Origin of the sequence: Amycolatopsis albidoflavus (assembly GCF_039525725.1) — a bacterium.
Taxonomy (GTDB): Bacteria; Actinomycetota; Actinomycetes; order Mycobacteriales; family Pseudonocardiaceae; genus Amycolatopsis; species Amycolatopsis albidoflava.
In genome coordinates, this window is sequence record NZ_BAAAHV010000009.1 from 186176 (window position 1) to 199389 (window position 13214).

The following is a 13214-nucleotide window of genomic DNA, read 5'->3' on the forward strand; positions in this document are numbered from 1 at the left end:
GGCCGAGCCGGTTCGGGCTGGGCGGCGCGATCACCGCGCTGCTCCCTCGAGATCGGCCGCGCCGGTGTCGAGGCGCAGTTCTCCGTCGAGAATCTCGATCCGGCGGGGCATTCCGGCCGCGATCTCCCGGTCGTGGGTGATGAGCACGACCGTGGTGCCGGCGGCGTTGAGTTCCGCGAGCAGCGACAGCACTGCCGCGCCGTTTCCGGTGTCGAGGTTCCCGGTGGGTTCGTCGGCGAGCAGGATCGGCGGCGTGTTCACGACCGCGCGCGCGATCGCGACCCGCTGGCGTTCGCCGCCGGAGAGTTCGCCCGGCAGGTGACTGGCCCGATGCCCGAGCCCGACCCGGTCGAGCGCCTCCAACGCTCGCGCGCGCCGCTTCCGCTTCGGGACTCCGCTGTACAACAGGCCGCCGCACACGTTGCCCACCGCGGTTTCGCCGTCGTCGAGGAAGAACTGCTGGAAGACGAACCCGATCCACCGCGAGCGCAGCGCGGCGAGTTTGCGGTCGGACAGCTGCGCGACGTCGTGTCCGCGAATTTCGATCCGGCCCTCGGTCGGCCGGTCGAGCGTGCCCATCAGTTGCAGCAGCGTGGATTTGCCCGAGCCCGAAGGACCGACGATCGCGACCATCTCACCGTCTGAAAAGGACAGTGAGACCTTCCGCAACGCTGGCACATTCCCGCCGTAGGTGCGCGAGACTTGATACGCGGCCAGTACGGGCATCATGACGTGGTCACCACCTTTTGGCCCGCGTGCAGGCCGGCCGCCTTGATTTCGACCTGGCCGCCAGAGAACAACCCGGTCTCGACACCGACCAGCCGCCGCTTGCCCTGCTCGTCGACCTCGACCGCGTACCCGCCTTCGGCGAGCGCGACCAGCGCCCCGACCGGGACTACCAGCACGTCCTGGTGGACCTGCTTGGTGAACCGCACGGAGACCGGAACGTCGAGGACATCGCCAGTGGCCGCCGGGTCGTCCATCCGGATCTGGACGGTGACCTTGGCCTTGCCGTTTTCCTTGTCTTCCGTGGCGGTGTTGCCGACGTCGGTGACGGTGCCGGTCAGCGTGCGGCCGTTGAGCGAGACGGACACCTTCGCGTCCTTGACCGCGACGCTCTGCTTGGTCGCGTCCAGTTCAGCCTCCACGACGCGCGCCGTGCCGGTGTACTTGAAGACCTCGCCCGCTCCCGGACCGCCGAGCTGGCCGGTCACCGCCGACACCCGGATCTCGCCGGAAGCGAGCAGGACGTCGGCCGGATCGAAGGACCCGGTCTGTTCGAGGCCGAGCGATTTCTGCCAGCGCTTGAGCGCGGACGCGGTCGCTGAGGTGAACTTCTCGTCCGGCGTGCCGAAGCCGCCGTACCCCAACGCTTTCAGGTTCTCCTCAAGCTCCTTGACGTCCGGGCCCTTGTCCACGCCGTCGTTCAGCGCGCGATAGAACGGCAGGCTTCCGTAAAACAGCGGAACCGGCTTGGCGTCCACTGTGTACGCCGTCGTGCCACGGCCGAGTACGTCGCCGCGCGCGGGCAGCCACGTCAGCGTGCCGTTCTTCCGGCCGCTCAGCGTGGATTCCTTGCCGTAGCCGAGTTTCCCGGTCGCATTCTCCTCTTCCTTCAAGTCCGATTTGGTCACTTCGGCGGTCGCCACCGGCTTCGCCGCCGCGGCCGGTTCGCCACCGGAGGCGACATGTGTCAGTACGACGGCCGAGGTAGTGCCGACCACGACGACAGTCGCCCCCGCGGCGATGATCCAGCGTGCTCGTTTTCCGCTCACTTTCCGGCCATTCCCATTCCGCACGCCTTGAGCGCTTCCTCGAATTTGGTCCCGTCGTCCTTCATCGGCAGCGCCCGCGCGCCGCCCTCGGCGTCGGGGTCCGGCATGTCGACGCCGTGCTCGCGCATGCATTTGGCGTCCTTGCGCGCCTTGTCCATCTCCTCCGGCGTCAGCTTCTTCGGCACTCCGCCGCCCGGCAGCAGCTTCTTGCAGGCGTCGAGTGCCGCCATGGTTTTGGGATCGTTGGAAAAGTTGATGGTCGGGGCTTCGTTCTCGCCCGGATCCGGCGTGTCGACGCCGTGTTCGCGCATGCATTTCGCGTAGTTGCGCATCGCGTCCCGGTCCGCCGCCGGATCGGCTTTCCCGGCCGCGGCCCCCGGGTCCGAACTCGCCTTCGGGCTGGAGATCGACGGCACCTGCGGCGCGGTGTCCCCAGACGAGCACCCGGTGAGCAGCGCCAGCGCCACTCCGGCCCCGACGGCCGCCAGACGTGCTTTCCGCATCGGATTCTCCTTCGCTCGAGCGGGTGGTTCCCGCCGGTGGCCAAGTAGTACCGACGCGGCGATACAGGCCCGTTAAGCGATCTTGTTTATCCTCTCCTTATGCCCGGATCCGGCAGACTTCCCGGCAGCGACGACCGGGGAGGACCTTTGGCCGAGAAGAACGCCGACGCGCGCCGGGGCCCGCTGCGGCTGTCCGTGCGGACCCGGCTCACCGCGCTGTACGGCGGGTTCTTCCTGCTGGCCGGAATCGTGCTGGTGGTGGTGACCTACGTTGTCGTCAGCAACGAGCTGCCCGTGCCCGCGCAGTACCTCGGCGACGGGGTGTCGTTGAGACTCGGCCAGGTGATGTCAGCCGAAGCGCTTCCCGCGAACGCGACTTTCAGCGCGGTCCCGGCGGATGCCGCTTCGGCTTCGGTGGAACGGGTGGCCACAGCGGTGCTCACCGATTACCGCAGCTCGACAATGTCCACTTTGGTCCTCGCTTCGGCGATCGCACTGGTGGTGACGGCGGCGCTGGCATTGCTGTTCGGCTGGTTCATGGCCGGCCGCGCGCTGCGGCCGCTGCACACCATCACCTCGACCGCGCGACGGCTCGAAGCCGGGAAGCTCGATCAGCGGATCAACCTCGACGGCCCGCGCGACGAACTCAAGGAACTCGCCGACACTTTCGACAGCATGCTGGACCGTCTCGCCGGTTCGTTCGACAGCCAGAAACGTTTTGTGGCCAACGCTTCGCACGAGTTGCGCACGCCACTCGCGGTGCAACGCACGCTGATCGAGGTCGCGTTGGAGAACCCCGATGCCGGGCCGGAGCTGACCAAACTGGGCGCGCATTTGTTGCAGACCAACGAACGCAGCGAGCGGCTGATCGAAGGGCTGCTCGTGCTCGCGCGCAGCGATCGCGGACTCAGCGCGCGGGCACCGGTGCGATTGGACAAAGTGGTCCGCTCCGTCGTCAAACTTACCGTCGCGCAGGCGAAAGACGCTGGCGTGACGGTGGAAGCCCGGCTGCGCGCGCGGACGGTGATTGGTGATGCGGTGCTGCTTGAACGATTGGTGCTGAATCTGGTGAGCAATGCGATCAGCTACAACGTTCCGGATGGGTGGGTGTCGATCACGATCGGTGCGACGCCTGCGTTGAGTGTGCGCAATTCCGGGTCCATTGTGGACGAGGTTGCGGTGCCGGGTTTGTTCGAGCCGTTTCGGCGGGGGAAGCCGGATCGCACCGGTGCGGCGGATCACTCGGGGCTGGGGTTGTCGATCGTGCGTTCTGTCGCTCGTGCGCATGATGGGGAGGTGTCGGCGCGGGCGAACCCGAATGGCGGGCTGACTGTCGATGTCCGGTTGCCCGCCTGATCCTTATCTCGCCTTTATCGCCGGTCAAGGCATGATGATCGAATGCGGGTACTGATTGTCGAGGACGAGCCGCTCCTGGCTGATTCGATCGCCGAGGGGCTGCGCCGCCATTCCATCGCGGTGGACGTCTGCTACGACGGCGGCGAAGCGCTCGAACGCGTCGCCGTGCATGCCTACGACGTCGTCGTTCTGGACCGGGACCTGCCGACTGTTCACGGCGACGAGGTGTGCGCGGCGATCGTCGACGCGGGCGGCGAGACCCGGGTCCTCATGCTCACCTCGGCCGCCGACGTCACCGATCGCATCGAAGGCCTGAACCTGGGCGCGGACGATTACCTGACCAAGCCGTTCGTGTTCGCGGAGCTGGTCGCCCGGGTGCACGCGCTGGCCCGCCGGGCGCGTCCGGCGTTGCCGCCGGTGCTGGAGGCGGCTGGGCTGGTGCTGGATCTGCCGCGCCATCAGGCTTCGCGTGACGGCCGGTTTCTGCCGTTGTCGCCCAAGGAGTTCGCGGTGCTGGAGGTCCTGATGCGCGCGGACGGGACGGTGGTGAGTGCGGAGCAGTTGCTCGAGAAGGCGTGGGACGAGCACGCCGATCCGTTCACGAACACGGTGCGGGTCACCGTCATGACGTTGCGGCGGAAACTGGGGTTGCCGCCGGTGATCGAGACGGTCGCGGGAGCCGGGTATCGGCTGGATTCGGGACCGGTCACGCCCAGACCGGCTTAGCTTGACCGGCCTCGGTGACGGAGGAGGGTCTGGCGGCGGAGCGGACGGATTCGCGGTCCCTGGTAGCCGTGACGGCGTTCCTGATCCGGCCGCTCGACAGGTGTGGACCAAGCAGTTCCGCCGCTATGCTGGGCGCACCTCGCCGTCAGGAAACCGTCGCCATGCGAAGCGGAGAAACCCGGGCTGTTCTGGAACGGCTGCTGCCCCGCGTGCTGACCGGGGTGCGGAACGAGCTGAACACCACGATGGCCGTGCACGGGCCAGGGGCGCTCGCGCTGATCCCGCGCTCGATCGAACTCATCCGGTTCGGCGCGGACCTCGCCTTCGACTGCGCGCGATCGGACCAGATTGTCGACCCGGAAACCCTTTCCCCGTACGAAAAGTTCGGTCAGGTCGTGGCCGACGGAGGGTTTTCCGCGGAGTCGCTGCGGCTCGGCGTCACCACCAGTTACACCGCCGCGATGCGGATCGCGCTCGCCGAAGCGTCGGTGACCGACCGGGCCACGCTGATGCCGTTGGTGAGGTGGTCGGCTCAGCTGGGTCCGCTGGCCGAGGACGCCGAACTGGGCGCGTTCTTCGGCTGGCATCGGCAACGAGCGGAAACCGGGCGGTACCGGGAACAGGTGATCCGCGGCCTGCTGAGCGGTTCGGCCGCCGGGGCGGGCTCGCGGGCTCCGGCGCATCTGATTGCTTTGGTGTCGCCCGCGGATTCGCGCGGCGACCTCGCGGGCAAGCTGGCCCGGCTTGAGCGGTCGCTGCTCGAAAGCGGCGCCTTAGTGTTGGCGCGCAGGAATTTCGTCATCTTGCTGCATCCCCTGCCGGTATTCGACGGGCCGGGAATCCGGGTGCCGGAACACGCGTCGGTCCCGGCTCTCGGCGCGCTCGGGCCTGGCGTGCAGGTGGTGTTGGCCAAGGGAAGCACGCAGGGACTTCTCGGTGCCTTCCGGGAAGCGGTGACAGTCTGGCGGCTGGTGCGCGGTCGCGGCTATCCGGCCGGTTTTTACGACTTGTCGCAGGTGCTGGCGGATCGGCTGGTGTCGGGCGATCCGGATCTCGCGACGCGGTTGTCCGCCGTGGTCGCGCCGCTGGCCGATTCGCCGGCGCTCGTGGACACCTTGCGCGGCTGGGTGCTCGGCGACGCCGACCGGCGGCGAGTGGCTGCCGCGCTGCAAATTCATCCCAATACTCTCGACCGCAGGCTTCGGCAGATCGAGCAGCGCACCGGGCTGTCGGTGAGCGGCTATCGCGATCTGCAGGTGCTGCATCTGGCTCTCGCCGCGCTGTCCGCGCGCCCGTGACGCCGAGTGCCGCGGCCGTCGGCACTCGGACGCCCAGCCCGGTCAGGGACGGAAGAAACCGCTGGCGTAATTGCACGTCACCTGCACCGAATTGTTCCGGGTGCAGTTTCCGCCCGCGGAGCTGGCGATGGTCACGACGCCGCCGGTGCGGTTGGCGATCGTGGCTGACGCCAGCACTTCCACCGGGATGCCCTTGGGGACCGACACGGACTTGTTGCCGGGCGAGGTGGTGAACAGCAGCTGGGTGAACGCGCTGGGATTGGTGCCGAAGGCCAGCGTGCTGAATCCGGTGACCAACCGGGACGACAGGGAGATTTGCGCCGGAGCGGAACAAAAGACGCCGAGCGACCAGAACACGTTCGGCGGGGAACCGGGGAATTCGGAGAACTTCACCTGCAGCGGACCGGAATTGCACGTCACCGAATTCGCCGCCGGTTTTGGCGAGGCTGTCGCGGCGGTCTGGCCGGTCAGGGCCAGCACCGCGGACAGGCCGAGCGCAGCGCCGGCCAGCCGGGCTGTGGAGTTCATTGCCGCACCTCCAGAATCGAAGAGGAAACCGTCGCGGTCAGCGTAGGAACGCTGCCGCGCGAGGTCACGGTGACGGGAACACCCAGCCGGCGAGGCTCGTGGTGACCGCGCCACCTCCTAGACGGTCTTGAACGTGGCCATCATCCCCATGTCCTCGTGCTCGGCATTGTGGCAATGGAACATGTACCGCCCGCGATACCCGTCGAACCGGGCGATCACCTCGACCGCCTCGCCGGGCTGAAGGTCCACAGTGTCCTTGCGGCCCGCGTCGTGCGGGGCGGGATCCTTGCCGCCGCGGGAAAGTACCTCGAAGTGCACCAGGTGCAGGTGGATCGGATGGTGTAGATCCGCGACGAACCGCCAGATCTCGACGTCGCCGAGTTTCGGCTGGGCCGCGATGCGCGTCGGAGTGAAGGCTTCGCCGCCGATGGTCCAGCCGTGCCTGCCGTTGACCTGTCCACTTCGGAACGCGAACTCGCGAGTCACTGTCGCTTGTGCGCGGTCAAGTCGCTCCACTTCGGACAGTCGCGCCGGGATTCGGCTGTCGTCCTTGGCCCGGCGGACGACGCGGAAGCGCATGACCTGCGCGGTAGTCCCGGTGCCGAGCCGGTTGACCAGCGTCACTTCGGTACCGACCGGATAGGCGCCGAAATCGACCACCAGGTCATACCGTTCGGCGGGCGCGATCGGCAGATGTTCGTGGCCGCGCGGGGCGGCGAGCAAGCCTTGATCCGAGCCGATCTGCGTGAACGCGGGTCCGCTCGGAGGCGGCGGGTCGAGTGCGAGGTCGTAGCGGCGGGCGTTGGAACCGTTGAGGAAGCGCAGCCGATATCGGGTCGCCGACACTTCCGCGACCGGCCACGGTGCGCCGTTCACCAGCAGAACGTCACCGAGAACCCCTGCGGCGTAAGCATCTTCGACACCGGGAACGGTCCGCAATGAAGGGTCGAGCGACGGGTAACGCATCGATCCGTCTTCGGCGAACGCGCGGTCGGTGATCATCAGCGGGATCTCCCGCTCGCCGCGCGGCAGCGGCAGGGCGTCTTCCTCGGCGTCGCGGACGACGTGCAGTCCGGCGAGCCCGCGATACACCGCCGGGCCGGTGAAATCCATCCGGTGGTCGTGATACCAGAGCATCGCGGCCTTCTGCCGCAACGGATACGTGTACTCGCGGGTGCCGGTGGTGACGACGGCGTCCGGATCGGCCATCCCGGAATGACCGTGCCCGGCACCGGCCAGATACCGGCCGTCGGCGGGCAGGACGAGGTCGGTGGCGTATCCGTCGGACTCCGGCGGCGTGCGTCCGCCGTGCAGGTGCACGACCGTCGGCACCGGAAGCTCGTTGCGGTGCCGCACGATCGTGGTCCGGCCGCTGCGGGATTCGATCGTCGGGCCGGGGAAAGTGCCTTGATAGCCCCAAATCGGCGTGCGCAGGCCGGGCAGGATCTCCGCGGTGCTCGCCCGCTGGACGATCTCGTACCGGTCGACGCTACCGTCGCGGGAGACCGGATTCAGCACCGTCGGCACCGGCAGGGGCACCTGAAACGGTTGCGGCAGCGGCACTTCGCTGGTCAGCAGCTCGCCGGTGGCGGCAGCGTCCCGGAACAGCCGCGGGGTGACGAACCCGGCGGTGAGCACCACTCCGGCCCCGCCGGCCAGCCCGAGAAACCGGCGGCGCGACATCCCGCTCATCGCCGCGTCCCGGTCCGCCAGATGCCGAACAGCGTCCCGAGCGCGATCGCGACCAGCGCGACGCCGAGCGGAATGTGCAGGTCAAGGGCGCCAGCCAGGCCCGCGAAGTACTGCGCGGTCTCGCCGCCGGCCAGCAGCAGGCTCGCCCAGAACGGCCACTGGACGCCGCCTCGCCACCAGTACAACGCGGCAGGCACGAGCTGTGCCAGCGCGACCGTCGACACGATGTTCGCGCCGAGTTCGTGCATCGCCAGCATGCCGTAGTCGCCGATCAGATACCGTCCGGCGAACACCGGCTGACCGAGGATCGCGACGGCGTGGACCGTCACGAAAGCCCGCATCACCACCAGCAACGTCCGCCCGCGTGTAAGGGCCGCTTCGGCCACTGTTCCCCCTTGTGCGCGTAACTCTTCCCCCGAACAGACGCTAAGCTGAACTTCTCATGCCGTCCAAGACCAAAAACGGCATATACTCATGACCTCGGAGCTATGAGATGGACCTGCTGCAACTGCGCTACTTCCAGGCGGTCGCCTATCGCGGCCACCTCAGCCAGGCGGCGGCCGAGCTGCACATCGCGCAGCCGTCGCTGAGCCGGGCGATCGCGCGGCTGGAGGCGGATCTCGGCGTGCCGCTGTTCGAACGGGCCGGGCGGGGGCTGCGGCTCAACCACTTCGGCACCACGTTCCTGCGCCGCGTAGACCGGGCCCTGCGCGAACTCGACGACGCCCGCCAGGAGCTCGTCGACCTGTCCGGCCTTGAGCACGGCCGGGTCGCCGTCGCGTCGGAAACCCTGCTCACGCTCACCGGCCTGATGAGCGCTTTCCGCGCGGAGTACCCCGGCATCGAGCTGCGGCTGTACCAATCCTCGGCGGAAACCATGGCGCAGCAGCTGTGCGCGGGCGAGGTCGATCTGTGCTTCGCTTCGCAACCGCTGTTGCAACCCGGCCTCCAGGCGCGGGAACTGCTGCGCGAGGAGGTGATTCTCGCCGTGCCGAACACGCACCGCCTCGCGCGGCGCAAACGGGTGCGGATGGCGGACCTCGCGAACGAGCCCATGGTGACCACCCGCCCCGGCTACTGGCCGCGCACCCTCGCCGACCGCCTCTTCGCCGAGGCCGGGTTGGAACCGAACTACTCCTGCGAGAGCGACGAACCCGGCGCGACCGGCCAGCTGATCGCGAGCGGGCTGGGGATCGGTTTGGTGCCGGAGGTGGCCCGACGAGCCGCCAAGGACGAGGCGGCCGTCGGGTTGGAGCTGGATGCTCCGGGTTGTTATCGGACGTTGACGGTGGTGCGGCGGGCGGACGCCTACCTTTCCGCCGCGGCGCAACGGTTGACGGAATTCGCGATGGCTTACTTCAGCACCGGCAGGTACCGGACCGCGGTCGAGAGCGCGAGCTGAATCCTCCCGTGCACGCGCGGATTCAACAGCACGGTCCCGTCGAAATCGCCGCTGGAAGCGAAGATCGCGACCGGAAGCGTCAGGGCCTGGAAAAACCCGAACAACGGCCGCAGCGCGTGTTCCAAGACGAGGGCGTGGTGGTCGCCGCCGCCAGTCGCCGCCAGCAGGACGGGTTTGTCAGCCAGCGCGTATTGGTCGACCAGATCGAAGAACTGCTTGAACATGCCCGGATACGAACCGCGGAACACCGGTGTCGCCGCGATCAGCAGGTCAGCTTCTTCCGCACTCCGCAACGCGGCCTCGACCTTCGGCGGCGCGTCCGAGCGTTCACTGGTTCCGCCGAGCCCCAGCCGGTAAACGTCGATCCGGGATGCCTCAAGCGGGACCAAGCCGCCCAGGGTTTCCAGGATGACGTCCACCAACCCCATCGTCTTGGACGGCTGGCTCGGGCTCTCGTTCACGACCGCCACTCGCAGCCCGCTCACGACGCGATCTCCCGTCGTACGACCGGGGCGACCTCGGTGCCGAGCCGCTCGATCGCTTCGAGGTGCGCCTTCTGCGGCATCCCGCCGAAGCCGAGCTGGACCAGCACTCGGTTCAGGCCGTAAAACTCGTGGTAGGCAAGCAGTTTCTCGATCAGCTCCGCCGGACTTCCCACCAGCAGTCCCGACCCGGGCGAGGACTGCGCGTCGAAAGCGGATCGGGACAGCAGCATTCCTTCGCCGCGCTGATGATTGTTCTCCAGCATGCCCTGCGCGAAGTAGGGATACATCGTCTCGCGAGCTTCCTGGCTGGTGCGCCCGACATATCCGTGCACGTTGATGCTGATCGCCGCCGGATCGTGCCCGGCCTCCCGCGCGGCCTGCCGGTAAAGCGCGGCGGTCTGCTCGTGCTGCGTCAACGGCCCCAGCAGCAACGCCATCGCCATCGGCAGCCCGCGTCGTCCAGTACTGATCGCCGAGGCCGCGGACCCGCCGACGCCTACCCAGATCGGCAGGCCGTCCGCACGCGGCGCGATGTCGGCGTCATCGAGCGGCGCGCGGAACTTTCCCTTCCAGGTCAACGGATTCTGCTCGCGGATCGCCAGCAGCAGGTCGAGCTTCTCGCGGAAGAGATCGGCGTAATCGGCGAGGTCGTAGCCGAAGAGCGGGAACGATTCGGTGTACGAGCCGCGGCCCGCGATGATCTCGGCGCGGCCCGCGGACAACAGGTCGATCGTCGCGAACTGCTCCCACACCCGCACCGGATCCTCGGAGCTCAGCACGGTCACCGCGCTGGTCAGCCGGATCCGCTCGGTGCGCTCGGCCGCCGCGGTGAGCAGGATGGCCGGCGCGGACCCGACGAAGTCGGTGCGGTGGTGTTCGCCGACGCCGAAGACGTCCAGCCCCACCTCGTCAGCGAGCCGCGCCTGCTCGATCGTCTCGCGCGCCCGCTGCCGCGGCGAGGGGAGCGCCCCGGAAACCGGGTCCTTGGTGAGTTCTCCGAAGGTCAGGATGCCGATTTCGAACGGCCGCGCCTCAGCGGTCTGGGCGGCGGTCTGCGGTTCAGCCATGGTCGACTCCTTTCGCGTGCCCGGCCGCACCCGCGGCCGGGCCTGCCGGAATTAACCTGTCTGCGCAGACAACTATTTCCGGCGACGGCCGTGATCACCCGTTTGCCAGGGCCGGGCTACCGTGTCGCCATGGCGAGCGACGGGCTGCGAGACCTGGAACAGGAGGCGTGGAGCGGGTTCCTCTTCACGCACGAGCGGCTGTGGCGCGCGCTGGCGGACGGGCTGGCGCCGCTGAACGTGAGCATGGCGGAGTACAGCGTGCTAGCCCTGTTGGCCGAAGCGGGTGACGCGGGCATGCGGATGACCGACCTCGCGCAGCGCCGGCTGATGTCCACCGGCGGCTTCACCCGGCTGGCCGACCGCCTCGTCAGCCGCGGCCTGATCGAACGCCGCCAATCGGCGGTAGACGCCCGCAGCTTCGACGCCGTTTTGACCGCGCAGGGCCGCGCGCTGATCCGCAAAGCCCGCCGACGCCACCACGAAGACCTGCGGACGCTGTTCTTCGACCGGCTGGACGACGAGCAGCTGCGCCTTCTGGCGGGCATCTGGCGGACCCTCGAGGACGGCTGAGCCTCCCCAAGCCGGGGGAAATGTCCGATTCTCGACCATGGACGGTTGTTGCCCGGTCACGAACTGCTCATGCTGAACAGTTATTCGGCACGAGCAGGGGAAGCCAGATGCAGCAGCAGAGCTTGGCGGTCCGGTGGTCGTCGCGAACAGTCCGGTCCGGCCCGTTTCACCGCGCGTTGTCCGAGGCCGTCGACCGGCGCGGGCTGTCCCTTTCGCGGCTTCGCGCGCATCTCGCCGCGCACGGGGTTTCGGTCGCGGAGTCCACGCTGAGTTACTGGCAGCGCGGATTGCGCAGTCCGTCCGCGCCCCGGTCGCTCGACGTCGTGCGCGCTCTGGAGTCGGTGCTGAACCTGCCGCCGGACAGCCTGGTCGTGCTGATCGGGCCGCACCGGACCGCGGACGCCGATCGCAGGCCGTCGCTGCCGGAGCTTCAGCAGAGCTGGGCCGAAACGTTCGCGCTGCGCGACGAGCTGAGCGGAACGCCCGGCGTCGAGGAGAACGCGGACCTCGACGTCGCGACGGTCGTCGACGTGCTGACCCTCGGCGCGCAGGGCCGGACCGAGGAGATCACGTCGACGATGGTGGTGCGGGCCCGAAGATCCGGACCGGACAGTTTCCTGGTCACGCACCAGGACGAGGAAGGCAGCGACGTGACGGCGACGGAGATCATCGCGGTCGACGGCTGCCGGGTCGGGCGGGTGCGGCGCAGCATGCGCTCGGCGGGGATGGTGTTCGAGGTGCTCTTCGACCGCGGCCTCGCCGAGGGGGAGACGCACACGTTCGGCTTCACGCTGCGTCCCTCCGCCTCGGTCCGGCCGGGGAGTTTCCACCGGGTCGTGCGCTCTCGCATGTCGGCGTACCTGCTGCGGCTGCGCTTCGACCCGGCCGCGCTGCCCGCGCGCTGCCTGCGGACCGTCCGGCCTCGCGAAGACCTGGAGCTGCTGGTCCGCGAGCCGCTGTTCTGCGGGCCGGGGAACACGGTCAGCGCCTACTTCGAGGAACTCGGCGTAGGCATCGCCGGAGTCGATCTCATTTGGGACTGATCCGGCGTTTCGTCCAGCGCCACAACAGGAACGCGCCTGCCGCCGCCACCGCGGAGCCGAACACGATCAGCCCGACGGTCAGCGAACCGGCCGGCCCGGTGTCGCGCTGGAGGGTCTGCTTGAACCCGATTCCGCCGCCCCGCTGGTAATCCGAGCCGGGCAGTTTGTCGGCGTAGCGGGAATGTACCTGCTGCTCGTAGTCGGCGATCGGCGTGAACTGGCCGACCGGCGACTGGGGAAGGCTGGCCTGCAGGAGCACGACGCCGTCGCGGCCGAGGTCGTACCAGCCGTTGATCTGCGGTTCGTTCAGCAGCACCGAACCCGGGCGCAGCCGGGCGCTGAGCCGCTCCTCGTCGTTGCCGGACAACACGTTCCCGACCGACCAGCCGCTCGGCGCGGCGCGGTCGGGCGCGGCGCGGAGGGTGGCTTTCGCACCGGTGGCCGAGGTGGCCGTCACCGCGATCGACCGCAGCACGCCCGCCGCGGCTCCCGGCTTCGCCGCGACGAAATCGGGATTGAGCGTGTAGACCGGGATTCCCTGGTGCCCGACCGTGATCCGGCCTGGCTCGCCGTGGCCGACCTGCCGGAAGTTCGACGTGGCGAAACTGATCGCGCGCGCCGTTTCCGCGGCTTTGACCGCGGCCGCGACGTCCTGCTCCGACGGCGGCGCGACCCACGAGGCCCCGGCGGCCTCGGCGGGACCGGCGGACAGGAGCGCCGCGACCGCGATCGCCGCGCCGGCGGCGAACTTCCGGCAGATCTCACCCAT

At 68.7% G+C, this 13214-nt stretch carries 15 protein-coding genes; 6 read left to right on the forward strand and 9 right to left on the reverse strand.

Annotated elements, in window-relative coordinates; genetic code table 11:
* Nucleotides 1-30: 30 nt before the first annotated feature.
* Genes ABD156_RS12790 through ABD156_RS12800 form a run of 3 tightly spaced genes read right to left on the reverse strand, consistent with a single transcriptional unit; the run spans nucleotide 31 to nucleotide 2278 of the window.
* Nucleotides 31-729 carry an ABC transporter ATP-binding protein gene (locus ABD156_RS12790; RefSeq protein ID WP_344271243.1) on the reverse strand — a complete coding sequence of 233 codons (699 nt, stop codon included), beginning with the start codon at nucleotides 727-729 and terminating at the stop codon, nucleotides 31-33.
* Entirely contained in the window at nucleotides 726-1775 is a 1050-nt protein-coding gene (locus ABD156_RS12795; RefSeq protein WP_344271246.1) for a peptidoglycan-binding protein, read from the reverse strand. The genes ABD156_RS12790 and ABD156_RS12795 overlap by 4 nt, the downstream gene beginning before the upstream one ends.
* On the reverse strand, nucleotides 1772-2278 hold the full coding sequence (locus tag ABD156_RS12800) for a hypothetical protein (RefSeq protein WP_344271249.1): 507 nt from the start codon (nucleotides 2276-2278) through the stop codon (nucleotides 1772-1774). Before ABD156_RS12800 ends, ABD156_RS12795 begins: the two co-directional genes overlap by 4 nt.
* Before the next feature lie 99 nt (nucleotides 2279-2377).
* On the opposite strand from ABD156_RS12800, the gene ABD156_RS12805 reads away from it, so the two are divergent.
* From ABD156_RS12805 to ABD156_RS12815, 3 genes are all read left to right on the forward strand, one after another.
* A complete protein-coding gene (locus ABD156_RS12805) occupies nucleotides 2378-3634 on the forward strand; it encodes a sensor histidine kinase (protein ID WP_344271252.1) in 1257 nt (418 codons plus the stop codon).
* Nucleotides 3635-3676: 42 nt separating this feature from the next.
* Entirely contained in the window at nucleotides 3677-4360 is a 684-nt protein-coding gene (locus ABD156_RS12810) for a response regulator transcription factor (protein WP_344271255.1), read from the forward strand.
* A 161-nt stretch (nucleotides 4361-4521) separates the two neighbouring features.
* Nucleotides 4522-5658, forward strand: a complete 1137-nt coding sequence (locus ABD156_RS12815) for a PucR family transcriptional regulator (RefSeq protein ID WP_344271258.1) — start codon at nucleotides 4522-4524, stop codon at nucleotides 5656-5658.
* Nucleotides 5659-5700: 42 nt separating this feature from the next.
* On the opposite strand, the gene ABD156_RS12820 is transcribed toward ABD156_RS12815, so the two are convergent.
* The 3 genes from ABD156_RS12820 to ABD156_RS12830 form a co-directional block, all read right to left on the reverse strand.
* Nucleotides 5701-6186 (reverse strand): hypothetical protein, encoded by a 486-nt coding sequence (locus ABD156_RS12820; RefSeq protein ID WP_344271261.1) that lies wholly within the window; start codon nucleotides 6184-6186, stop codon nucleotides 5701-5703.
* 117 nt (nucleotides 6187-6303) lie between these two features.
* Nucleotides 6304-7878, reverse strand: a complete 1575-nt coding sequence (locus ABD156_RS12825) for a multicopper oxidase family protein (protein WP_344271264.1) — start codon at nucleotides 7876-7878, stop codon at nucleotides 6304-6306.
* Nucleotides 7875-8264 carry a hypothetical protein gene (locus ABD156_RS12830; RefSeq protein WP_344271266.1) on the reverse strand — a complete coding sequence of 130 codons (390 nt, stop codon included), beginning with the start codon at nucleotides 8262-8264 and terminating at the stop codon, nucleotides 7875-7877. The genes ABD156_RS12825 and ABD156_RS12830 overlap by 4 nt, the downstream gene beginning before the upstream one ends.
* A gap of 107 nt (nucleotides 8265-8371) precedes the next feature.
* On the opposite strand from ABD156_RS12830, the gene ABD156_RS12835 reads away from it, so the two are divergent.
* Nucleotides 8372-9280 (forward strand): LysR family transcriptional regulator, encoded by a 909-nt coding sequence (locus ABD156_RS12835; protein ID WP_344271269.1) that lies wholly within the window; start codon nucleotides 8372-8374, stop codon nucleotides 9278-9280.
* On the opposite strand, the gene ABD156_RS12840 is transcribed toward ABD156_RS12835, so the two are convergent.
* Together ABD156_RS12840 and ABD156_RS12845 are read right to left on the reverse strand one after the other, a co-directional pair.
* The gene (locus ABD156_RS12840; protein WP_344271272.1) at nucleotides 9232-9765 is read right to left on the reverse strand and encodes an NAD(P)H-dependent oxidoreductase; all 534 of its coding nucleotides are present in this window, start codon (nucleotides 9763-9765) and stop codon (nucleotides 9232-9234) included. The genes ABD156_RS12835 and ABD156_RS12840 overlap by 49 nt on opposite strands.
* The gene (locus tag ABD156_RS12845; protein WP_344271275.1) at nucleotides 9762-10832 is read right to left on the reverse strand and encodes an LLM class flavin-dependent oxidoreductase; all 1071 of its coding nucleotides are present in this window, start codon (nucleotides 10830-10832) and stop codon (nucleotides 9762-9764) included. Before ABD156_RS12845 ends, ABD156_RS12840 begins: the two co-directional genes overlap by 4 nt.
* Nucleotides 10833-10961: 129 nt before the next feature.
* On the opposite strand from ABD156_RS12845, the gene ABD156_RS12850 reads away from it, so the two are divergent.
* Both ABD156_RS12850 and ABD156_RS12855 read left to right on the forward strand, forming a co-directional pair.
* Entirely contained in the window at nucleotides 10962-11402 is a 441-nt protein-coding gene (locus tag ABD156_RS12850; protein WP_344271278.1) for a MarR family winged helix-turn-helix transcriptional regulator, read from the forward strand.
* Between the two features lie 107 nt (nucleotides 11403-11509).
* The gene (locus tag ABD156_RS12855; protein WP_344271281.1) at nucleotides 11510-12445 is read left to right on the forward strand and encodes a helix-turn-helix transcriptional regulator; all 936 of its coding nucleotides are present in this window, start codon (nucleotides 11510-11512) and stop codon (nucleotides 12443-12445) included.
* On the opposite strand, the gene ABD156_RS12860 is transcribed toward ABD156_RS12855, so the two are convergent.
* Nucleotides 12432-13214 carry a hypothetical protein gene (locus ABD156_RS12860; RefSeq protein ID WP_344271284.1) on the reverse strand — a complete coding sequence of 261 codons (783 nt, stop codon included), beginning with the start codon at nucleotides 13212-13214 and terminating at the stop codon, nucleotides 12432-12434. The two genes, ABD156_RS12855 and ABD156_RS12860, sit on opposite strands and share 14 nt — an antisense overlap.